The organism is Cellulomonas gelida (genome assembly GCF_006538725.1).
Taxonomy (GTDB): Bacteria; Actinomycetota; Actinomycetes; order Actinomycetales; family Cellulomonadaceae; genus Cellulomonas; species Cellulomonas gelida.
The window spans coordinates 87,239-109,047 of the sequence record NZ_BJLQ01000007.1 but is presented as its reverse complement, the minus strand read 5'-3'; the positions used below and the strand labels follow the sequence as shown (position 1 = coordinate 109,047).

Annotated in this window: 21 protein-coding genes; 11 read left to right on the top strand and 10 right to left on the bottom strand. The window is 73.2% G+C overall.

Going from position 1 to position 21,809, the window contains the following annotated elements; translation table 11 throughout:
* Nucleotides 1-47: 47 nt before the first annotated feature.
* Both CGE01nite_RS05160 and CGE01nite_RS05155 read right to left on the bottom strand, forming a co-directional pair.
* Complete coding sequence (locus tag CGE01nite_RS05160) at nt 48-668, bottom strand: CE1759 family FMN reductase (RefSeq protein WP_048344091.1); 621 nt, start codon at nt 666-668, stop codon at nt 48-50.
* Nucleotides 669-691: 23 nt separating this feature from the next.
* A complete protein-coding gene (locus CGE01nite_RS05155) occupies nt 692-1,867 on the bottom strand; it encodes an LLM class flavin-dependent oxidoreductase (protein ID WP_141369389.1) in 1,176 nt (391 codons plus the stop codon).
* Between the two features lie 152 nt (nt 1,868-2,019).
* Here CGE01nite_RS05155 and CGE01nite_RS05150 point away from each other — a divergent pair, with 152 nt between their 5' ends.
* From CGE01nite_RS05150 to CGE01nite_RS05125, 7 genes are all read left to right on the top strand, one after another.
* Entirely contained in the window at nt 2,020-3,093 is a 1,074-nt protein-coding gene (locus CGE01nite_RS05150; protein WP_048344060.1) for a response regulator, read from the top strand.
* Entirely contained in the window at nt 3,090-4,085 is a 996-nt protein-coding gene (locus tag CGE01nite_RS05145) for an ATP-grasp domain-containing protein (RefSeq protein WP_141369387.1), read from the top strand. The genes CGE01nite_RS05150 and CGE01nite_RS05145 overlap by 4 nt, the downstream gene beginning before the upstream one ends.
* Nucleotides 4,086-4,092: 7 nt before the next feature.
* Nucleotides 4,093-4,836 (top strand): PHP domain-containing protein, encoded by a 744-nt coding sequence (locus tag CGE01nite_RS05140; protein ID WP_141369385.1) that lies wholly within the window; start codon nt 4,093-4,095, stop codon nt 4,834-4,836.
* Nucleotides 4,833-6,326 (top strand): glycosyltransferase family 2 protein, encoded by a 1,494-nt coding sequence (locus tag CGE01nite_RS05135; protein ID WP_048344063.1) that lies wholly within the window; start codon nt 4,833-4,835, stop codon nt 6,324-6,326. Before CGE01nite_RS05140 ends, CGE01nite_RS05135 begins: the two co-directional genes overlap by 4 nt.
* Nucleotides 6,323-6,499 carry a hypothetical protein gene (locus tag CGE01nite_RS16920; RefSeq protein ID WP_170210900.1) on the top strand — a complete coding sequence of 59 codons (177 nt, stop codon included), beginning with the start codon at nt 6,323-6,325 and terminating at the stop codon, nt 6,497-6,499. Before CGE01nite_RS05135 ends, CGE01nite_RS16920 begins: the two co-directional genes overlap by 4 nt.
* Nucleotides 6,496-8,283 (top strand): sensor histidine kinase, encoded by a 1,788-nt coding sequence (locus CGE01nite_RS05130; protein ID WP_141369383.1) that lies wholly within the window; start codon nt 6,496-6,498, stop codon nt 8,281-8,283. The genes CGE01nite_RS16920 and CGE01nite_RS05130 overlap by 4 nt, the downstream gene beginning before the upstream one ends.
* Before the next feature lie 167 nt (nt 8,284-8,450).
* Nucleotides 8,451-9,845 carry an FAD-binding oxidoreductase gene (locus tag CGE01nite_RS05125; protein WP_141369380.1) on the top strand — a complete coding sequence of 465 codons (1,395 nt, stop codon included), beginning with the start codon at nt 8,451-8,453 and terminating at the stop codon, nt 9,843-9,845.
* Between the two features lie 38 nt (nt 9,846-9,883).
* Here the strand turns inward: CGE01nite_RS05125 and CGE01nite_RS05120 are convergent, their stop codons facing one another.
* From CGE01nite_RS05120 to CGE01nite_RS05105, 4 genes are all read right to left on the bottom strand, one after another.
* Nucleotides 9,884-10,102: a hypothetical protein gene (locus CGE01nite_RS05120; protein WP_048344065.1), complete on the bottom strand. Its 219-nt coding sequence runs from the start codon at nt 10,100-10,102 to the stop codon at nt 9,884-9,886.
* Between the two features lie 4 nt (nt 10,103-10,106).
* Nucleotides 10,107-10,829, bottom strand: coding sequence for a signal peptidase I (locus tag CGE01nite_RS05115; protein WP_048344066.1), 723 nt, complete (start codon nt 10,827-10,829; stop codon nt 10,107-10,109).
* An 11-nt stretch (nt 10,830-10,840) separates the two neighbouring features.
* Nucleotides 10,841-11,533: a TasA family protein gene (locus tag CGE01nite_RS05110; protein WP_141369378.1), complete on the bottom strand. Its 693-nt coding sequence runs from the start codon at nt 11,531-11,533 to the stop codon at nt 10,841-10,843.
* A gap of 90 nt (nt 11,534-11,623) precedes the next feature.
* On the bottom strand, nt 11,624-13,720 hold the full coding sequence (locus CGE01nite_RS05105) for a putative bifunctional diguanylate cyclase/phosphodiesterase (protein WP_141369376.1): 2,097 nt from the start codon (nt 13,718-13,720) through the stop codon (nt 11,624-11,626).
* A gap of 216 nt (nt 13,721-13,936) precedes the next feature.
* On the opposite strand from CGE01nite_RS05105, the gene msrB reads away from it, so the two are divergent.
* The 3 genes from msrB to CGE01nite_RS05090 all read left to right on the top strand — a co-directional run bounded on the left by msrB (nt 13,937) and on the right by CGE01nite_RS05090 (nt 15,825).
* Nucleotides 13,937-14,341 (top strand): peptide-methionine (R)-S-oxide reductase MsrB, encoded by a 405-nt coding sequence (gene msrB / locus CGE01nite_RS05100; protein WP_048344094.1) that lies wholly within the window; start codon nt 13,937-13,939, stop codon nt 14,339-14,341.
* A gap of 169 nt (nt 14,342-14,510) precedes the next feature.
* Nucleotides 14,511-15,206: a nuclease-related domain-containing protein gene (locus CGE01nite_RS05095; RefSeq protein ID WP_229747493.1), complete on the top strand. Its 696-nt coding sequence runs from the start codon at nt 14,511-14,513 to the stop codon at nt 15,204-15,206.
* A 142-nt stretch (nt 15,207-15,348) separates the two neighbouring features.
* On the top strand, nt 15,349-15,825 hold the full coding sequence (locus tag CGE01nite_RS05090; protein WP_141369373.1) for a MarR family winged helix-turn-helix transcriptional regulator: 477 nt from the start codon (nt 15,349-15,351) through the stop codon (nt 15,823-15,825).
* Between the two features lie 76 nt (nt 15,826-15,901).
* On the opposite strand, the gene CGE01nite_RS05085 is transcribed toward CGE01nite_RS05090, so the two are convergent.
* The 3 genes from CGE01nite_RS05085 to CGE01nite_RS05075 all read right to left on the bottom strand — a co-directional run bounded on the left by CGE01nite_RS05085 (nt 15,902) and on the right by CGE01nite_RS05075 (nt 19,938).
* Nucleotides 15,902-17,563, bottom strand: a complete 1,662-nt coding sequence (locus CGE01nite_RS05085; protein ID WP_141369453.1) for an MDR family MFS transporter — start codon at nt 17,561-17,563, stop codon at nt 15,902-15,904.
* 195 nt (nt 17,564-17,758) lie between these two features.
* Complete coding sequence (locus CGE01nite_RS05080) at nt 17,759-18,238, bottom strand: MarR family winged helix-turn-helix transcriptional regulator (protein ID WP_170210899.1); 480 nt, start codon at nt 18,236-18,238, stop codon at nt 17,759-17,761.
* A gap of 152 nt (nt 18,239-18,390) precedes the next feature.
* Entirely contained in the window at nt 18,391-19,938 is a 1,548-nt protein-coding gene (locus tag CGE01nite_RS05075) for a sugar porter family MFS transporter (RefSeq protein WP_141369369.1), read from the bottom strand.
* A gap of 217 nt (nt 19,939-20,155) precedes the next feature.
* On the opposite strand from CGE01nite_RS05075, the gene CGE01nite_RS05070 reads away from it, so the two are divergent.
* Entirely contained in the window at nt 20,156-20,755 is a 600-nt protein-coding gene (locus CGE01nite_RS05070; protein WP_048344071.1) for a hypothetical protein, read from the top strand.
* A 48-nt stretch (nt 20,756-20,803) separates the two neighbouring features.
* Here CGE01nite_RS05070 and CGE01nite_RS05065 read toward each other — a convergent pair whose 3' ends face one another.
* A complete protein-coding gene (locus CGE01nite_RS05065; RefSeq protein WP_048344072.1) occupies nt 20,804-21,808 on the bottom strand; it encodes an inorganic phosphate transporter in 1,005 nt (334 codons plus the stop codon).
* Nucleotide 21,809: the final 1 nt, after the last annotated feature.

Here is a 21,809-nt window from a genome sequence, read left to right as displayed (position 1 = left end):
ATCGCGCTCAGCGGCCCGCCGCCGTGGGGCGTGCGGGTGGGACCCGGTCAGTGGCCGAGCAGGTCCTCGAAGCTCGGCACCGCGTCGTACAGGCCCACGGGCTTGGCGGGCTCACGCTCGGCGACGGTCTCGGCGAGCTCGCGGCCGGCGCGCCGGATGCGCTCGGGCAGCGGCTTGACGTCGTCGCCGCCCCCGTCGGCCCAGTCGTCGGTCGCGGCGAACACGCCGGTCCCGACGACGTCGGCGTGCAGGTAGCCGAACAACGGCCGCAGCGCGTACTCGAGCACGAGCGAGTGCCGGCCCGTGCCGCCCGTCGCCCCGAGCAGCACGGGCATCCCGGCGAGCGCGTCCTTGTCGAGCACGTCGACGAACGACTTGAACAGCCCTGCGTACGAGGCGGTGAACACCGGGGTCACGGCGATCACGCCGTCGGCGGCGGCGAGCTTGGCCAGGGCGTCGGACAGCGCGCCGGACGCGAAGCCGGTGAGCGTCATGTTGACGACCTCGTGCGCGAGGTCGCGCAGCTCGATCGTCGTGACGCTCGCGCGCAGGCCGCGTGCGGCGAGCTCGTCGGACGTCGCGGCGGCGAGCCGGTCCGCGAGCAGGCGCGTCGAGGACGGCTGGCTGACGCCCGCCGAGATCACGACGAGCGAACGCTCCTGGCCCATGAGTCCTCCGATCGGCGACGTGCTCATCGTGCCACCGCGTCCGCTGCCGCGACGTCGTCCTCGGCGGTCTTGCCGGTCCAGTGGTCGGCGGCGGCGACGGGCTGCGCGTGCACCTCGCCGGCGGCACGTGCGGCGGCGACGCGCTCGGCGTGCGACGGCGGGCCGGCCGGCACGTGCGCGGGACGACGAGCCTCGGCCTCCTTGCGGAGCACCGGGACGACCTCGCCGGCCAGCAGGTCGATCTGCTCGAGGACGGTCTTCAGCGGCAGCCCCGCGTGGTCCATGAGGAACAGCTGGCGCTGGTAGTGCCCGACCTGCTCCCAGAACGCGCCGTACCGGTCGATGACCTGCTGCGGCGAGCCCACGGTCAGCGGCGTCTCGCGCGTGAAGTCCTCCATCGTCGGACCGTGGCCGTAGACGGGGGCGTTGTCGAAGTACGGCCGGAACTCGTCCCACGCCTTCTGCGAGTCCTTGCGCATGAAGACCTGACCGCCCAGCCCGACGATCGCCTGGTCGGCGCTGCCGTGCCCGTAGTGCTCGTAGCGCTCGCGGTAGAAGTTCACCATCTGCGCGGTGTGCTCCATGGGCCAGAAGATCGCGTTGTGCAGGAACCCGTCGCCGTAGAACGCGGCCTGCTCGGCGATCTCGGGGGAGCGGATCGAGCCGTGCCAGACGAACGGCGCGACGCCGTCGAGCGGGCGCGGCGTCGAGGTGAAGCCCTGCAGCGGCGTGCGGAACTTGCCGGACCAGTCGACGACGTCCTCGGTCCACAGCCGCCGCAGCAGCGCGTAGTTCTCGATCGCGAGCGCGATGCCCTGACGGATGTCCTTGCCGAACCACGGGTAGACGGGGCCGGTGTTGCCGCGGCCCATCATCAGGTCCATCCGGCCGTCGGAGATCACCTGGAGCATCGCGTACTCCTCGGCCAGGCGGACCGGGTCGTTGGTGGTGATCAGCGTGGTCGCGGTGGACAGCGTGATCTGCTTCGTCACGCCTGCGAGGTAGCCGAGCATCGTCGTGGGCGACGACGGCACGAACGGCGGGTTGTGGTGCTCGCCGGTGGCGAACACGTCGAGGCCCGCCTCGTCGGCGTGCCGCGCGATGGTGAGCATCGCGCGGACGCGCTCGGTGTCGTCGGGTGTGCGGCCGGTGGTGGGGTCGGTCGTCACGTCACCGACGGAGAAGATGCCGAACTGCATCGCTATCGCCTCGTTCCTCGGGCAAATCCATGCGTTTGCATGTACTGGCCGACTCAACCGGACGTCACTGGCGAGTATTCCCTGGTCGTCGCGACCCCGCTGGATTGCGGGTCGCCCGCGGGGATGGTGGCATAGCCGCGGGAGGACGATGCATGACGGACGCACAGGTGAGGGTGCTCGTCGTCGAGGACGACGCGGACACCGCGCTCTTCGTGCGGACCGTCCTGGAGCGCCGCGCGGGCATGTCCGTGACGGTCACCGCCGACGCGATGAGCGCGCTGGCCCACGTCGCCAGCCAGGGCGTCGACCTCGTCCTGACCGACATCCAGCTGCCCGGCATGTCCGGGCTGGAGCTGCTGGGCGCGCTGCGCAGCGCGGCGCCGGGCGTGCCGGTCGTGGTCATGACGGCGTTCGCGAGCGTCGACTACGCGGTCGACGCGCTCCAGCGCGAGGCCGACGACTTCCTCGTCAAGCCGCTGTCGGCCGCCGACCTCGTCGAACGCGCGACGCGGATCGCCGAGCGCGGCCGCGCGCGCCGCGAGGCGCACCAGGGCTCGGTCGTGCTCGCCGTCGGGGCGCACCCCGACGACGTCGAGATCGGCATCGGCGCGACCCTCGCCGCGCACCGCGACGCGGGCGACACCATCGTCGTGCTCACGTTGTCCGGCGGAGCGGTCGGAGGCGATGCCGCGCAACGCCATCAGGAGGCGCTCGCGGCGGCGGCCGTGGTCGGCGCGCGCCTGTTCCTGCTCGACTTCGTCGACACCAGGCTCGACCCGGCCGACGGGGTCATCACCGCGGTCGAGGAGACGATCGCCCAGGTCCGGCCCACGATCGTCTACACGCACTCCGTGCACGACCGCCACCAGGACCACCGCGCGGTGCACCGGGCCGTGCAGGTCGCGGCACGTCAGGTCCCGACGCTGGGCTGCTTCGAGAGCCCGTCCGCGACCGTCGACTTCCGGCCCACGCGCTTCGTCACGGTCGACGGCTACCTCGAGACCAAGCTCGAGATGCTCGCCGCGTTCGCGTCGCAGGCGCACCGCGAGTACATGGCGCCCGACCTCGTGCAGGCCACCGCGCGCTACTGGGCGCGGTTCGGCACCGGGAAGTACGTCGAGCCGCTCGAGATGGTGCGCACGTCGGGCCGCGTCGGCGCGTCGGGGCTGAGCGGGTCGACCGCCCGGGTCGGCGAGGGCGTCCAGGACGGGGCGGTGGGCACATGAGCGTGCGGGTTCTCGTGACCGGGGCAGGTGGCCCCGCGGGCGTGGCGGTGATCCGCTCGCTGCAGCGTCGCGGCGACGTCGAGGTGCTGGCCGCGGACATGGACCGGTGGGCGAGCGGCCTCTACCTCGTGGCCGCCGACCGTCGCCGGCTCGTCCCCGCGGGCCGGGCCGACGACTTCGTCGAGACGGTCCTGACGCTGTGCGCCGACGACCGCGTGGACGTCCTGTTCCCGACCGTCGACGTCGAGCTGCCGCGCATCGCCGCCGCACGCGAGCGCTTCGCCGAGGGCGGGACGCGCGTCGCGTCGCCGGAGCTGCGCACGCTCGAGACCGCGCTCGACAAGCTCGCCCTGGCCCGCGCGTGCGCCCGCAGCGCCTACGTGCCGCGCACCGAGCTCGTCGGGACGCCGCAGGCGGTCTCGGGCTGGGACTTCCCCGTCATCGTCAAGCCGCGGTGGGGCGCCGGCTCGCGGGGCGTGCGCGTGGTCGCGTCGCAGACCGAGCTGGACGCCGTGCACGCGGAGGAGGACCTCCTGGTCCAGGAGCTGCTGCCTGGTGACGAGTTCTCCGTCGACGTGCTCGCGGACCTCGACGGGCACGTGGTCGCAGCCGTGCCGCGCGCGCGGCTGCGGGTCGACTCGGGGGTGGCGGTCGCGGGCGTGACGGTGCACGACGAGGCGCTGATCGCCGCCGCGACGGCCGTCGCCACGGCGATCGGGCTCACGACCGTCGCGAACGTCCAGCTCAAGCGCACCGTCGACGGCACGCCCGGGCTCCTCGAGGTCAACCCGCGGTTCCCGGGCGCGATGCCGCTGACCGTCGCGTCCGGCGTCGACATGCCTTCGCTCGTGCTCGACGCGGTGCTCGGCCGGCCCGTGCCGCGCCACGTGGACTTCGTCGAGACCGCGAACGTGCGCTACCTCGAGGACGTCTTCCTGCCGCTCGACGAGGTGCTGCCCGCTCCCGCGCCCGCCGTCGCGCCCGGGTCCTGAGGCCGCGATGACGCCCCCGCGTGCCGCGTCGGCCGGGCCGTCGCTCGTCGAGGACCACCACGTCCACTCGACGTTCTCCGACGACGCCGTGAGCACGCCGGAGGAGAACCTCGCCGCCGCGGTCGAGCGCGGGCTGCGGGTGATCCGGATGGTCGACCACGTGCGCGCCTCGACCACGGACGTGCCGCAGCGGCTGGCCGCGCTGCGTGCGCTGCCGCGCGTCGAGGGGCTGACCGTGCTCACCGGGGTCGAGGCCAAGATCCTCGACGTGAGCGGCGCGGTCGACGCCCCCGCCGACGTGCTCGCCGCGGCGGGCTCGCCGCGCGGCGTGGACCGCGTGCTGCTGGCGGACCACCAGCTGCCCGGACCCGCCGGCCCGTGGAGCCCGCGCCGCACGCGCGAGGCCATGGAGCTCGGCCTGGCCGCCGACGACGTGCTGGCGATGCTCGTCGACGGGACGGTCGCGGCGCTGCGTCGCGTGCCGCACGCCCAGCTCGCGCACCCGCTGTCGCTCCTGCCCAAGCTCGGGCTCGCCGAGGACGACGTGTCCGACGAGCACCTCGACGCGATCGCCGCCGCGGTGCTGGCCGCAGGCGCGCTCGTCGAGGCGAACGAGAAGTGGCACTGCCCGGGGCCGCGCGTGCTCGACCGGTGGCGGGCCGCAGGCGTGCCTCTGGTCGCGTCGACGGACGCGCACGACGCCGCGGACGTCGGCGTCTACCGGCGCCTGCGGGGCGGGGGACAGGCGTGAGCGCGCACGACGCGCTCGTCGTCGCGCTCGTCGTGCTCGTGCTGCTCGGTGCCGTCCCCGTGCTGGCCGGGATCCTGCAGTACGCGCTGATCCCCGTCCACGCGTGGCGCAACCACCTGCGGGACGCGGCGCCGCACCTGCCGCGCGTCGTCGTGGTGGTGCCCGCGTGGAACGAGGGGGCCGTGCTGGCCGCGTCGCTCGAGCGGCTCATGAGCCTGCAGTACCCGCCGGACCGGCTGCGCGTGCTCGTCGTCGACGACGCGTCCACCGACGACACCCCCGACGTCGTGCTCGCCAAGGCGGCGCAGCACCCGGGCCGGATCGTGCACCTGCGCCGCGCGCAGGGCGGTCAGGGCAAGGCGCACACGCTCAACCACGGGATCGAGCACGCGCTCGCGGACCGCTGGATGCAGGCGCTGCTCATCATGGACGCCGACGTCATCTACCGCCCCGACTCGCTGCGCAAGATGACCCGGCACCTGGCCGACGAGCGCGTGGGTGCGGTCACGGCGTTCATCCGGGAGGGCAGCGGCCGGCCCGGGTCCGTCGCGCGGTTCATCGGGTACGAGTACGTGACCGCGCAGGCCGCGGCGCGCCGTGCGCAGAACGTGCTGGGCGCGATGGCCTGCCTCGCGGGCGGCGCCCAGCTGCACTCGCGCGCGAACCTCGAGGCCATCGGCGGGCGCATCGACACCACGACCCTCGCCGAGGACACGTACACGACGTTCCTCACCCAGCTCGACGGCCGCCACGTGGTGTTCGAGCCCGCCGCGGTGGTCCTCGCCGAGGAGCCTGACTCGGTGCGCGCGCTGTGGAAGCAGCGCGTGCGCTGGGCCCGCGGGAACGTGCAGATCACGAGCATGTTCGACCATGTCTGGTTCCGCCGCCCGTGGCCGCTGCGCCGCGGGGGCGAGCGGCTCGGGTCGTGGACGTTCGGGCTCGTCTGGTTCTCGGTGTACCTGCTGCCCGTCTCGATCGTCGCGGCGACCGTCGGGCTCGTCGGGCTGCACCTCGTCGCGCAGACGACCGCGCTGGTCGCGTTCCGCTCGCTGTGGTGGCTCGCCGTGGCCGCGTACGTCTTCATCACGACCGTCACGCTCCTGCTGGACCGCGAGACCGCGCGCCGGTCCTGGTTCCAGGGGCTGACGTTCCCGGGCCTGCTGGCGCTCGTGGTGATGAGCGCCGCGTGGGTCCCCGGGCTGTGGGAGGAGACCGTGCCGGGCGTCTTCGGGCTGCGGATGACGGACGACGGCCGGGACTGGTGGCAGCTCGCGCTGTACGCGTGGCCGCTGCTCGCGATGCTGCTCGCGCCCCTGGTGCGCGCGTGCGACGGCGTGCGCGGGCTGCGCCTGCTGTCCGTCCCGCTGCTGTACGTCATCGGGTTCGGGCCCGTGCTGTGCGCCATCACACTCGACGCGTACGTCAAGCAGTGGCGTGGCGCGTCGGCCGCCTGGGACAAGACGGAGAAGACTGGGCGCGTGGTCGGATGAGCACGCGCGACGATGCCGCTCCGGGTCCCGCGCCGCGCGACCCGTTGGCCCCCGATGCCCTCGAGGCCGAGATCCGCGACGATGCGCGCGCCGAGCGCCGCGTCGCGTGGATCGGGCTCGTCGGCGTGCTCGTGACCGCGGGCGTGCTGGTGCTGCTGAGCGTGCTGCGATGAGCGTCCACCCCGACGAGGGCGTCGAGCGGCGCCGGCCCGGCACGCGGCTGGTGCGCGGGATCTCCCGGTTCACCGGTCCCGAGGCGGGCGTGCTCGAACGGCAGCTGCCCTTCGTGGTGGCCTTCGCCGTGTCGATGGTGGTCCTGTGGGCGGTGCCGTCCCTCGTGACCCGGCCCGGCCTGGTGCTGCTGTCCGCCGCGGTCGCCGTGACCGTGCCGGCGCTCGCCGTCCTCGCGCCGTGGCCGAGATGGCCCGACTGGGTGGCGGACGTGCTGCCCGTCATCGCCTTCGTCTCGGTCGCCCTGCTGCGGACCGGGACCGGTGGTGCGGGCTCGGTGTTCGCGGCGCTCGTGTTCCTGCCCGTGCTGACGCTCGCGGCGCAGCGCGGTCGGCGCGGCGTCGCCGTCGCGACCGCGGGCGTGGTCGGCGTCGTGTTCACGCCGGTCGTGTTCGACCCCGCAGCGTTCTCCGCGCAGACGGTCGCGCGCGCGCTCGTGGTCGCGTTCGTCGCGCTGCTGCAGGCGGTGGTCGCGCACGAGGCGACCGAGCGCCTGCGGGCGCGCAACGCCGCGCTGGACCGTGCCCGGGTGCACCAGGACGAGCTGCTCGCGATCGTGCGCGACGACGCCGAGACGATCTCCCGGGTCGCGAGCGAACGCGAGTCCGCACTCGAGCAGCTGGTCTCCGTGATCGACTCCGCGACCGAGCAGGCGATCATCGCGACCGACTCCGACGGCGTGGTCCAGGTGTTCAACGCGGGTGCGGAGCGGCTGCTCGGGTACGCGCAGGGCTCGGTCGTCGGCCGGGTCCGGCTCACGACGTTCCACGACCAGGAGGAGCTCGCCGCGCGGTACCGCGACGTCGGCGGTGAGCGCCTGCTCGACGCCGTCGTCGCCTCGGCCTCGGGCAACGGTTCGCACGTGCGGGACTGGACGTGGGTGCGCCGCGACGGCGGGCGGCTGACCGTGCGCCTCGCGGTCACGCGCCGCGTCGACGCCGACGGGAACAGCAGCGGCTTCGTCGTCGTCGCGACCGACGTCACCGCCGAACGCGAGACGGCCGCGCTCAAGGAGCAGTTCGTGAGCCTGGTCAGCCACGAGCTGCGCACGCCGTTGACCGCGGTGCTCGGCTACCTCGAGCTCCTGCAGGACGGTACCGACCCGCTCACGGACGAGCAGCGCGAGTACCTCGGGATCGTCGAGCGCAACGCGCGCCGCCAGCTCCGGCTCGTGAGCGACCTGCTGCTCACCGCGCAGCTCGAGGCGGGACGGTTCTCGATCACGCCGCAGGCGATGGACCTCGCCGACGTGGTGCGCGCGTCGATCGCGTCGGCCGCGCACGGTGCGCACGCCGCGCAGGTGCGGCTCGTCGAGCACGTCACGCCGACGCCGGTCGTCGCCGACGCACTGCGGCTCGCGCAGGTCGTCGACAACCTGCTGAGCAACGCGATCAAGTTCACGCAGCCGGGGGGCACGGTGGCGGTCTCGGTCGAGCCCGACCTCGACGGTCACGGCGGGGGCGGCGGCGAGGGCGGCGCGGTCCTCGAGGTCAGCGACTCGGGAGTCGGGATCGCGCCCGACGAGATCGACCAGCTCACGCAGCGGTTCTTCCGCGCGAGCGCCGCGGCGCGGGGTGCCGTGCCCGGCGTCGGGCTGGGTCTGTCGATCACCAAGGCCGTCGTCGAGGCGCACGCCGGCTCGCTCGACATCGCGAGCACGCTCGGCGAGGGGACGACGATCACCGTGCGGCTCCCGGCGGGGCCGTCGAGCTCGTCGACCTCCTGACCCCGGCACCGCCGGACCACTCCGGCGCGCGCGACGGCCGCGGTGACGGCTGCAGACCGGACGTATCAGGCGAACTGGTCGTGCGTCCTGATGTTCCGTGCGCCGCCCCCGGCGCGCCAGGATCCGACGAGCCGACGCGGCTCGTCGTGGAGCGAAGGACACCACCCATGACCCTCACGACGCCGATCGACGCCGGCTCCCGGCCCGCCGCCGACGCCGCCGTGCGCGCCCTGACCACCGCGGTCACGCGCGTGCACCTCCCCGGGACCGAGGCCTACGCGCGCCTCACGGCCACCCAGAACCTCGCCACGCCCGTCCAGCCCGTGGCCGTCGTCGAGGCGCTCGACGCCACCGAGGTCGCCACGACCCTGCGCCTGGCCGCCGAGGCCGACGTGCCCGTCGCCGTGCAGGGCACCGGCCACGGCGTGACCGACGCGATGACCGGCGCGCTGCTGGTGCACACCGCGTCGCTCGACGAGCTCACCGTGGACCCCGTGCTGCGCCGTGCCCGCATCGGCGCCGGCGTGCGCTGGGGTGCCGTGCTCGATGCCGCGGTGCCGCACGGCCTCGCGCCGGTGTGCGGCTCGTCGCTGCACGTCGGCGTCGCCGGGTTCCTGACGGGCGGCGGGGTCGGTCCGTTGGCCCGCTCGCACGGCCTCTCGTCGGACTACGTGCACGCGTTCGAGGTCGTCACCGGCGACGGCGTCGTGCGCCGTGCGAGCCGCACCGAGCACCCGGACCTGTTCTGGGGCCTGCGCGGCGGCAAGGGTGCGCTCGGCATCGTCACGGCCGTCGAGCTCGACCTGGCGCCCGTCGCCGAGGTCTACGGCGGCGCGCTGTGGTTCGCGGCCGAGGACGCGACGCCGGTGGTCCGCACGTGGAGCGTGTGGGCCGACCTGCTGCCGACGCAGGCGACCACGTCGCTCGCGGTCCTGCGGCTGCCCGACCTCGACCTCGTCCCGCCGCCGCTGCGCGGCCGCACGGTCGTGTGCGTGCGCTTCGTGTGGACCGGCGCGCCCGACGAGGGGGAGGAGCTGGTGCGGGCGATGCGCGCGGTCGGCGAGCCCCTGATCGACTCGGTGGCCGTGCTGCCGTACGCGGCGATCGGCTCGGTGCACGCCGACCCCGACGACCCCATGCCGACGTCGGAGTCGTCGTTCCTGCTCGAGGACTTCGGGCCCGAGGCCGTCGAGCGGTTCCTCGACCTCGTCGGGCCGCACGTCCCGTCCCCGCAGCTCATGGTCGAGGTCCGTCAGCTCGGCGGGGCGGTGCGGTCGGGCGACGACTGCGCGTTCGCGCACCGCGACGCGCCGTTCTCGGTGTTCACCGCGGGCTTCGCGATGCCGGAGACCGCCGACCTCGTCGCGGGCGACGCGCGACGGATCGCGCAGGGCCTGGCGCCGTGGGCGCGCGAGGGCAGCATGCCCAACTTCACGACCGGCGGCGGCAGCAGCTGGGTCGAGCGCGCCTACCCGGCGCCGGTGGCCGCGCGCCTGCGCGAGCTGTCGGTCGCGTACGACCCCGCGGGCGTCCTGCTCGCCGCCCGGCGCCTGCGCGGCTGAACCCGCGACAGCCGAGACCGCTCAGGTCGTCGCCCGCCTCAGGGGGTGGGCGACGACCCGTCGGTCGGGTCCGGGCTGGGTGACGGGTCGAACGTGGTGGCGGTCCGGAACGTGGCGGGCAGCTCGACGGAGTCCGTGAACTCCGCCCCGGTGTGCGCGACCCGCGGCCCGACGAGCGCGCACGCGCCCAGCAGCAGCGCCACCGCGAGCCGGACGAGGGCGCCCCGGTCGACCGCGAGGAACCCGGACCCGCTCACGCGCTCACCCCTCGAGGAACGCATCGAGGTACCTCTCGTCGGGTGAGGTGGCGTCGCGCGCGCGTCGACGGGCGTCGCGCAGCGCGAGCAGCTCGAGCGTGCCGAGCGCGAGCAACGGGGGGACCAGCATGATCGCCCGGCCCGCGGCCGAACCGGCCCACTGCAGCACCCAGCCCCAGCTGGGGTGCACGTCGAGCACGATCCCGCGCACGCGCGTGTAGGGCGTCGCGTTCGGGTCGTTCTCGGGGTTCGCGTCGCCGCGCGTGATGAGGTACTGGCTCTCGACCGGCTCGTCGGTCTTCGGGTCGATGACCGGTTCCATGCGCCCGGTCTCGTCGTTCTGCTCCAGCGTCGGCAGGGTCACGAGGTCGACGATCCGGTGCGTCACCAGGCGCTCGGAGCCCAGCGGCCAGAACGAGACGATCTGGCCGACCTTGAGCTGCGACGGGTGGTCGACCTTGCGCATGACCACCGCGTCGCCCGCGTCGAACACCGGGGACATCGAGCCCGACGTGACGATCAGCAGCCGCTGGTCGCGTGCCTGGAACCACAGCGGCACCGCCAGGGACGTCGCGAACGTCAACGTGCCGACGACGACGACGGCCCAGAGCCCGACCGAGCCGGCGACACGCCAGCGGGACCGGCGCTGCGCGGGCTCGACGCGGGCCGGAGGCTTCTCGCGTCGCTCCAGCTCGAGCGCGACCGGGTGTCGTGGCGGGCGAGGCATCGTCCGTGGGGTCAGGGTCCGGTGATGCCCGACTCGTCGGGCTGCGAGTCGTCGAAGTCGAGCTGGCGGGCGTCGAACCGCAGGGTCAGGGTCGTCGAGGTGTCCTGGTAGGAGTTGTCCGCGGCGGCGTCGAACTGGACGCGCACGCACAGGTTCTCGGACTCGCTCGCGCTCAGGAACCGGTTCGCCGCGTTGGCGTAGTCGGCGGGGTCGCCCACGATCGGCGTCAGGGCCGTGGCGAGGCCGTAGCCGCTCGTCGTGCTCCGACCGATCAGGCCCGTGGTGCTCAGGGTGCCCGTGATCGTGCAGTTCCCCGCCGCGCGCGTGAAGATCTCCACGCGCAGCCGGTCGGACAGGTCGGCCGTCTCGCCCGAGCCGTTCACCGCCTGGTAGCTGATCGCGTACTGGTAGCGCAGCGAGCCCGCGTTGCGCACCTCGAGCGGCGCGACGATCGCCGCGCCGGGCAGCATGTTGTCGACCGGGACCGTGAAGGTCATCGCGTCGGTCTCGAGGCTGACGGACCCCGTCTTGATCGTGTCGCTCGCGGTCTTGTTGTCCGTGAACAGCGCCGACGTCGTCAGCGACGTGACGCCGAGCGCGGCGAGCCCGACGATCGTCACCGTGGCCCACAGCCGACGGCGCCGTGCCTTGTCGGCCTGCGCGGGCGCGGGGTTGACCATCTCTTCGAGCAGGTCGTCCATCATCTGCGGTACTCCCCCTGGTCGGGTGGGCGGTCACCTCGGGTACAGATCAATCGGCACGCCCGACCCGAACTTGACCAGTCTGCCCGACTTTCATCCGGAAGATCGCACGCGCGCCGATCTGCCCGGGTGAGAACCAGCCCGCGAACCGCCTGACGCGCGCACCGCGGGGACCTCCTCGGCGGGGACCGCGGGGGAGTAGAGGAAGCCCTGCGCACGGTCCACGCCGAGCCGGCGCAGCGTCGCCGCCGTCTGCTCGTCCTCGACGCCCTCGGCGACCACGCGCAGCCCGAACGAGTGCGCGAGGTCGACCAGCGCCTGCACGACGACCTCGGACCCCGAGCGGTCGCCGTCGCGCAGGTCGGAGACGAACAGCCGGTCGATCTTCAGCTCGCCGACCGGCAGGTCCCGCAGCTGGGAGATCGAGGTGTTGCCGATCCCGAAGTCGTCGATCGCGACGCGCACGCCCAGCCGTCCGAGCCGCTCCAGCACCGGCACGATCCGGGACGGGTCGGCGACCAGCGCGGTCTCGGTGATCTCGACCTCGAGGAGCTCGGCGGGCACGTCGTGCTGCGTCAGGAGCTGCTCGATCGCGTCGACGACGGCCGTCGTGGTCACGTCGTGCGCGGACAGGTTGACCGCGACCGGCAGCGGCGTGCCCTTGCGACGCCACTGCGCGAGCTGGGTGATCGCGCCCGTGAGCGCGAAGCGCGTGAGGTCGTGGATGAGCCCCGACTGCTCCGCGAGCGGGATGAACGTGCCGGGCAGGAGCAGGCCGCGGGTCGGGTGCTCCCAGCGCATGAGCGCCTCGTAACCGACCGTGCGGCCGGTGTCGAGCGCGATCTTCGGCTGGTAGTGCATGACGAGCTCGGACTCCGCGTGCGGGGCCTCGATCGCCTGGTGCAGGTCGCCGAGCAGCACGAGCCGCTGCGGCGACGAGTGGTCCTCGTCGGGGTCGTAGACGGCGACGCCGGTGCGGTGGTGCTTCGCGCTGTACATCGCCACGTCGGCGGTGCGCATGAGCGAGGACGCGTCGGTCGCGTGGTCCGGGATGCACGCCACGCCCACCGACGTCTCGACGTGCAGCGACATCTCCCCGAGCTGGAACGGCGGGACGAAGAGCTGGCGCACGCGCCGCGCGAGACGCTCGGCGTTGGCCACCGACCGCACGTCGGGCAGGAGCACCGCGAACTCGTCCCCGCCGAGGCGCGCGACCACGTCCTCGTCGCGCAGCGCGCCGCGCAGCCGCTCGGCGACCTGCTCGAGCAGCTCGTCACCGTGGTCGTGGCCCAGCGAGTCGTTGATGTCCTTGAAGCGGTCGATGTCGAGCAGGACGAGCCCCACGCGCCCGCCGCTCTTGAGCGCGTCGGCCACGTCCCGGCGCATGCGGTCGGCGAGCAGACGGCGGTTCGGCAGGCCCGTGAGCGAGTCGAGCAGCGCGAGCCGGGCGTTCTCGAGCGCCGAGGACTGCAGCCGCTTCGACGTGGCGTGCACGGTGCGGAACAGCAGCAGCCACAGCGCGACGAGCCCGGCAGCCACGACGAGCGTCACGGTACGACTCGCCTCGGCGAGCGCGTCGACCGCCTGGGTGTGGTCGAGCATCACCGCGGCCACACCGATGACCTCGTCGACCTCGCCCGGCGCGAGCGGGGGCCGCGACGGCAGCGGTGAGCCGATCTCGATGCCGGACAGGTCCTGCGCGTCCCGCGCGCCGACCGGCACGTACACGTCCAGGACCTCCTGGATGGTGGCGCCCGTGCCTGCCGCGTCGACCTGGTTCACGTCGTCGAGCACGCGCGCGTCGGCGCTCCCGGAGGCCAGCACGCCGTTGAGCCGCTCGGTGTCGGGGAACGCGCCGCCGGTCGCGTCCGCGCTGTACATCAGCACACCCGCGGTGCTCCACAGCCGCAGCTCGACGATCCGCGACCCGAACCCCATGGTCGACGTCTCGATCGCGGTGACCTGGGCGTCGGTGAGCAGGCCCTCCGCGAACGCGTGGGTCGGCAGGGGAGCGGCCGCGTAGGACATGACGGACGTCGCGGACTGCGTGCCGTCGCGCACGGACTGCTCCTGCATGACGCGGCCGGTCATCCAGATCAGGGCCACGCCGAGCGCGAGCATCGCCAGGAAGCTCACCACGCCGAAGTAGCGGGTCAGCGACCAGCGACGGCGCGCGGTGGCTCGCGGCACGCTGCCTCCCTCTGCCCGGTTCGGGGCCCTGTCCCGCCGGTGCGCTCACCGGTCGGATAGGGGCAAAGGTAAGCGGTCCGGACGTGCCGGGCGAGCACCCCGTCGCCTTATCACCCCCGTGCCTGCGGCGACGAACCATCGGGAACGTCCGGGGTGGTCCTCCTGTTGGAGTGGTTCGAGGACGCGCACGGGTGCGTCCGACGAGGAGGTGGGCACGTGACGTACGAGGTCACGAAGACCGACGAGCAGTGGGCGCTGGAGCTCGAGCCGCAGGAGTTCGCGGTGCTGCGCCGCGCGGGGACCGAGCGCGCCTGGACGGGTGCGCTCCTGGACGAGAAGCGCACCGGGGTCTACCGGTGTCGGGCGTGCTCCGCCGAGCTGTTCTCGTCGGACGCGAAGTTCGACTCGCACTGCGGGTGGCCCAGCTTCTTCACGCCGCTCGCAGGTGGCGCGGTCGAGCTGCACGAGGACCGCTCGCTGGGCATGGTGCGGACCGAGGTGCTGTGCGCGCGGTGCGGGTCGCACCTCGGGCACGTGTTCGACGACGCGCCGCAGACCCCCACGGGTGACCGCTTCTGCATGAACTCGGTGAGCCTGACGTTCGAGCCCGCGGAGCGGTGAGCAGGGGTGTTGGCGCGTCCGGTCGTCGACCGGGTCCGCCTTTCGGTCGACTTCGCGGGTGAGTCTGGGCGTCGGACTGAAGACGGGCCCCGTCTACGCCGATAATGCCCACGTGGAACAAGTGCTCACGGTTCGCAGGTGGCGGCGCTACGGCGCCGACCGTCTCTTCGTGACGCACGAGACCGGGGCGCGGGTCGGGTCGATCGACCTGCAGTCCGGCGAGGTCGTCGTCGAGGAGCCCGAGCTCGAGGACGGCCTGCGCCGCGCCGCGCAGGAGTTCCTGCGCGGGGACGGCAACGAGATCCAGCTCCCGCTGCCGCGCCAGCCGTTCGGCGAGCCCGAGCGCACGGCGCTCGTCGCGTGGCTGGGCACGCCCGACGAGTCGCGGGTCGAGCGCGGCGCACCGCTGCGCACGCGGCTCGAGCGGCTCTACGCCGAGGGGTGGCACGTGATCCACGACGTGCCGCTCGGCAGGCAGGGCACCGTGGTCGAGCACCTGCTGATCGGCCCCGGCGGCATCCGCACGGTCGCCCAGCGCAGCGAGCCGGGTGAGCACGTGGTCGTCGAGGGCCGGAGCATGACGGTCGACGGCGTGCCCGTCGGGCACCTGCACGCGGCTCGCATGGAGTCCGCGCGCGTCCAGGGCTTGCTGCTGCGCGCCGGGTGCGCCGACGTCGCGGTGCGGTCGATCGTCGTCGTGCGGGGCACGCTGACGCACGACGGAGCGCCCGACCCGCACGGCGCGCTCGTCGTGACGCGGGCCGGCCTGCCGCGCGCGATCCGTGCGATGCCGGCCGCGCTCGAACCCGACCGTGTCGCCGCGATCGCCCATGTCGCGCGGCAGCGCGCCACGTGGGGGCGCTGACCGCGCGGAACCGGGGACCCGGGCTACCGGTCGGTAGCCCGCCCTGATGGGTGCCAGCACCCCGACGATCATGGTGCTGCGGCAATGTTCGCCCGCGTCAGGTGTGCCGTGATGCCGTCCGGCGCGCCAAGATGACCGTGTGATGGACGACGACTTCCAGCAGCTCGAACGCGAGCTCGGCCTGTTCCTGCGCCGGGCGACCGCGTCGTCGAGCGCGATGGCGCGCCGGGTGCACCCCCAGCTCGAGCCGTCGGCCTACGAGCTGCTCGCGCTGATCGAGCGGACGCCGGGCGTGCGGGCCAGCGACCTGGCCGCGTACATCGGCGTCGGCCGCGGCACGATGTCGCGCCAGCTCGCGCGCCTCGGCGCGCTGGGCCTGATCACGCGCACCCCGGACCCCGACGACTTCCGCGGGCAGCTCCTGGCGCTCACCGCGGACGGCGCGTCGCGCCTGTTCGCCGCGCAGGTCGCGCGGCGGGACTTCCTCGGCCGCGCGCTGGAGGACTGGTCGCCTGAGCAGATCTCCCAGCTCACCGCGCAGCTGGGCCGTCTGAACCGCGACCTGTCGTCGGCGTGGACCACGCAGCCGCCCGCGGAGCACCCGCACGCCACGGTCTGAACCGACCGCCTCCTGACACGACGGAGGGCGCGGACCACGTGGTCCGCGCCCTCGGTGCGGGCGGAGCGGTCAGGCGTCAGCGGTGCGAGCGCTGCGTCTCGACCGGGCGCCTGGCCGCACTGCCGGTGGCCTCGTCCGTGCGCGTGCTCTCGTCGTGCGTGCCGAGAGCCGCCGGGACGAGCTCGTCGGTCACGGGGACGATCGCCGCCGCGGACTCCGCGAGCTCCTCCTCGAGGCGCTGCTCGACGCCCGAGCGACGGCCGAGCGGGACCTCCTTGAGGAACAGCACCGCGACGAGCGCGATGAGCGCGATCGGCGTCGCGACCAGGAACAGGTCCGCGATCGCGTCACCGAACGACTGCTCGACGACCGTGCGCACCGGCGCGGGCAGCGTCGCGACGTCGGGCAGCGCACCGTCGCCGCCGACACCCGCCGGGTCGATGCCGAGCGTGGCCAGGCCGCGCACGATGTACTCGGTCGACTTGTTCGACAGGACCGCACCCAGGGCCGACACGCCGATCGCACCGCCGAGCGTGCGGAAGAACGCGACGGTCGCCGTGCCCGAGCCGATCTCCGAGACGTGCAGCGTGTTCTGCACCGCGAGGACCAGGTTCTGCATGAGCATCCCGACGCCCGCGCCCAGGATCACCATGTAGGCGCTCACGAGCACGAAGCTCGTGTCGTAGTGGATCGTCGCCATGAGGCCGATCCCGCCGGTCAGGAGCACGGCGCCCCAGATCATGAACGCCTTGTACTTGCCGGTGCGCGAGATGATCGCGCCCGAGATCGTGGACGACAGCAGCACGCCGGCGATCATCGGGATCGTCATGAGACCCGACTCGGTGGGCGTCTTGCCGCGCGCGAGCTGCATGTACTGGCTGAGGAACACCGACGTGCCGAACATCGCGATGCCGACGGCGACGCTGGCCACGACGGACAGCACGAGCGTGCGGTTGCGGAACAGCCCCAGCGGGATGATCGGCTCGTCGACGCGCGACTCGACCCACAGCGCCGCGGCGAGCGTGACGACCGAGGCGCCGAGCATCGCGAAGGTCTGCCACGACGCCCAGGCGAACTTGTCGCCCGCGAACGTGACCCACAGCAGGAGCAGCGCGATGCCGACGGACAGGAGCGCGGCGCCCCAGTAGTCGATCTTGACCACGCGGCGCGGCAGCGGGGGCAGGTGCAGCGTGCGCTGCAGGACGACGATCGCGAACACCGCGAACGGCAGGCCGACGAAGAAGTTCGCGCGCCACGTCAGCGAGGAGTCGGTGATCACGCCGCCGAGCAGCGGGCCGCCGACCATGCTGATGCCCATCACGGCGCCCATGAGACCCATGTAGCGACCTCGCTCGCGCGGGCTGATGATGTCCGCGATCAGCACGGTGCCCAGCGCCGTCAGGCCGCCGGCGCCGATGCCCTGCAGCGCGCGCATCCCGATGAGCATCTCGGTGTTGTGCGCGAGGCCCGCGAGCGCCGACGAGACGACGGTGATGCCCAGCGCGAGCTGGATGAGGAGCTTGCGGTTCACGAGGTCGGCGAGCTTGCCCCAGATCGGGGTGGAGATCGTCGTGGTGAGCAGCGTGGCGGTCACGACCCACGTGAACGCGGACTGCTTGCCGCCGAGGTCGGTGATGATCCGCGGCAGCGAGGAGGAGACGACGCTCGTCGCGAGCATCGAGACGAACATCCCCAGGAGGATGCCGGAGAGCGCCTCGAGCACCTGGCGGTGCGTCATCCGGGGCGGGTGCGACTCGGTCGCCTCGGGGGCGGCGGCTCCGGGCGCGATGGTCGGCGCGGTGGTGGGTTCGGTGGGCACGGTGTTTCCTTGCTTCTTCTTGTCGGGTGCCCGGCGGCGTCGGCGGGTGCTGGTCTCTCAGGTGCTGGTCTGTCAGGTGCTGGTCGGTGGTGGGTCGTGCGGGTCGGTCGAGGGTCAGGCGGGGGCGCGCTCGTGCGCGGCGAGGGTGGCGCGGTCGAAGGTCGTCGTGAGCCGTCTGATCGTGTCGACGGCCGCCGTGACGTCCTGCGGGGACCAGTCGGCGAACAGGCCGACCGTGCTGCGCAGCAGCGCCGCCTCGATCACGTCGGCACGCTCCAGCCCTGCGGGGGTCAGGCGCAGGGACCGGGCCCGCCGGTCGTCGGAGTCGACCGTGCGCTCGACCAGGCCCTCGTCCACGAGCTGGCTGACCTGCCTGCTCGCGACCGAGATGTCGACGCGCAGCGCGTGCGCCACGTCGCCGACCTGGGTGGCGCTGCCCGCGCGCGTGCGCGTGGCCAGCAGCCGGATGAGCGTCGCGGTGGACCTGCTGCACTCCACGTCGCGCCAGAGGTGCGAGCCGGCCTCCCGCAGGGTGCGCCAGAGCTCCTCGACCGCACGGAGCATGTGGAGCTCGGGGATCGGTGCTGCGGGCATGTGGCGGGCGTCCTCACGTGTGGTTGCTGCAAGCAAACGTACGTCCGATGCGTGCAGCATGCAAGTGATTCGCCTGTCTGCCCGGTCACACCTCGCCGCGACCCTCGGTGGGCATGGCGAAGGGGTCGCGCCGAAGGGGGTCGCCGGCGAGGTCAGGCGGCTGCGCCGCGCGTGCGCCGTTCGACCTTGAGCCCTTCCATGTCCTCGAGCTCGACGCCCTTGGTCTCCGGGACCTTCCACAGCGTGAAGAAGAACGACAGCGCCGCGAAGATCGCGTACATCAGGTAGGGCACCGACGCGCCGAACGCCCCCAGGAGCGGCGGGAACGAGATCGTGATGAGGAAGTTCGCGATCCACTGCGCGGCGGCCGCCAGCCCCAGCGCCGCGGCGCGGATGCGGTTCGGGAACATCTCGCCGAGCAGCACCCACACGAGCGGGCCCCACGTCGCCCCGAAGAACACGACGAACGCGTTCGCCGCGACCAGCGCGACCGTGCCCCAGCTCCCGGGCAGCTGCGTGAGGACCTCACCCGCGTTCTCGGGGTCGGGGATCTCGTAGGACTGCGTGAACGCGAGCGCCATGAGCCCCAGGCACAGCGCCATCCCGGCCGAGCCGATCAGCAGCAGCGGACGGCGGCCGACCTTGTCGACGAGCGCGATCGCGATGAACGTGACGACGACGTTGGTGATCGACGTGATCGTCGAGATCGTGAACGAGTCGCTCTCGTCGAACCCGACCGCCTGCCACAGCGTGTTCGAGTAGTAGAAGATCACGTTGATCCCGACGAACTGCTGGAACACCGACAGCAGGATCCCGACCCAGACCAGCGGCAGCAGGCCGAACCGCGGCCCTCGCAGGCTCGCCTTGGGCGCCGACTCGTCCGCCTTGATCGTCTGCTGGATCTCGCCCAGGCGGTTCTCGGCCTCCTCGCGCGTGCCGAGCACGTCGGTCAGCACGGACAGCGCCTCGTCCTGCTTGCCCTGGGCCACCAGGTAGCGCGGGGACTCGGGGATCATCAGCGCGAGCACGCCGTACACGGTCGCGGGGACCACCGCCACGATGAACATCCAGCGCCAAGCCTCGAGGCCGAGCCACAGCTCACCCGAGGCGTCGGCGCCCTCGCCGGGCGTCGCCAGCGCCAGCATCTGGTCCGAGAGCAGAGCGGCGAAGATGCCGATCACGATCGCCAGCTGCTGCAGCGAGCCCAGCCGCCCGCGGATCGTGGCGGGTGCGATCTCGGCGATGTAGGCCGGCGCGATGACCGACGCGATGCCGATGCCGATGCCGGCCATCGCGCGCCACAGGATCAGGTCCCACACGCCGAACGCGATGCCGGACAGGATCGACGACACGAAGAACAGCACCGCGCCCAGGAACATGACGCGCGTGCGGCCCCACCGGTCCGCGAGCCGTCCGCCGAGCCACGCGCCCAGAGCGCAGCCGAGCAGCGCCACGGCGACGGCGAACCCCGAGAGGGCGTCGCCCAGGGCGAACTCGTCGGTGAACGCCTTGACCGCGCCGTTGATGACGGAGGAGTCGAAGCCGAACAGGAAGCCGCCGACCGCCGCCGCGATCGCCAGGCCCACCGCCTTGCCGTGGTGCGGGCTGCGCAGGCCCCCGGCGCCCGAAGCGCCGCCTGCGCGTGCGGGGCTCGCGCCGACCGGCTCGTCCGACCCCGTGGACCCCGTTCCTGTGGACATGATGCGTGCCCCTCTCCCCTGACGGCCCTCGTCGAATCAGCCCTGCCGACCCGCCCCGTCGGCGCGGGGGCGATGCCCTGACTCACACACTGGACCGCGACGTGCGACGCTGCACCTCGAGAGATGGCCGGGGCACCCGATCCGGACGTGCCGCCGACGCCCGACGAGGAGGAGGTGAGGCGTGGCTGACGAACCGCGCCGCCCGCGCCGACCCGCGATGATGGACCCGCAGGAGGCCGACGAGCTCCCGGGCGCGATCGACCCCGCGCTGCGCTCCGAGATCGCCCACACCACCGCCGCGGCGCTCGTGCACCAGGGGCGCGCCACGGCCGACCCGGACGTCGTCGCGAGGCTCGTCGCGCTCGTCGAGACCGAGGGCCTCGACGTCGTGGCCGCCCTGTGGTCCGACAGCGCGCCCACGACGCTGCCGGGCGCGCTGTGGCGCCTGTACGTGCTGCGCGAGTGGGTGCGCCGCGACCCCGCGACCGTCGCGGACCGGTACCGCCAGGGCACCGCCGCGGTGCCCGTGCACGACGTGGTCGCGGGCGTCGCCGACGCCCCCGGACCCGCCGACGTGCGCGCCGTCGCCGATGCGGTGCTCTCGGGCGTCTACACGGGCGACCTCGACGTCGCGCTCGAGCGTGCGGGCGCGTTCTGCCGCGTGCTCGCCGCGGGTGCGGCGTTCGACGCCGACCGGCTCGACGACGTCGACCCGACCGGCGCGACGCGCATGACGCTCGGCGCCTCCGCGTTGCTGCGCACGGCCGAGGAGCTCGAGGACGCCGCGCGCCTGTGGCGCGCCGGCCGACTCGACTGACGGGGCCGAGGCCCGGGCGTCAGGCGTCGGGCGCGAGGCCCCCGGGTGTCAGGCGCCGAGGATCGGGCGCAGCACCAGGGTGAAGAGCGCCGCGACGAGCGCCGCCGCCGGGATCGTCAGGACCCACGCGATGGCGATGTTCTTGGCGACGCCCCAGCGCACGGCCGACAGCCGCTTGGTCGCGCCGACGCCCATGATCGCCGACGTGATGGTGTGCGTGGTCGAGACCGGCGCGTGCAGCGCGAAGGCGTTGACGTAGAGCACCACGGCCGAGACGGACTCGGCGACGAGGCCGCGCGCCGGGTCGAGCTCGATGATCTTGCGGCCGAGCGTGCGCATGATCCGCCAGCCACCCGCGTACGTGCCCGCGGAGATCGCACCGGCCGCGGCGAGCTTGACCCACAGGGGGATCTCACCGGGCGTGGCCCAGCCGACGGCCGCGAGCGCCATGACGATGACACCCATCGTCTTCTGCGCGTCCTGCAGACCGTGGCCGAGCGCCATCGCGGCCGCGGAGACCGTCTGCGAGAGGCGGAAGCGGCGCATGGCCCGCGTGGGGTTCGCGTTCCGCACGGCCCACAGCAGCAGCACCATGATGACGAACGCGAGACCGAAGCCGACGAGCGGCGAGAAGATCATCGGCAGGACGACCTTGTCGACGATCGCGGAGCCGTAGACCCCCAGACCGCCCGCGAGGCCCGCGCCGACGAGACCGCCGATGAGCGCGTGCGTCGACGACGACGGCAGGCCGAACCACCAGGTGATGAGGTTCCAGGTGATCGCGCCGATGAGCGCGCACAGGACGACGACGAGCTGGGAGTGCGGTGCGGCGTCCTGGAAGTCGACGATCGACTTCGCGATCGTCTCGGCGACCTCGGTGCCCAGCAGCGCACCCGCGAAGTTCATGACCGCGGCCATGATCAGCGCGATCCGGGGCGTCAGCGCACGGGTCGAGACGGACGTCGCGATGGCGTTCGCGGCGTCGTGGAACCCGTTGGTGTAGTCGAAGCCGAGCGCGAGCGCGACGACGAGGATGACGAGCGCGACCTCCACG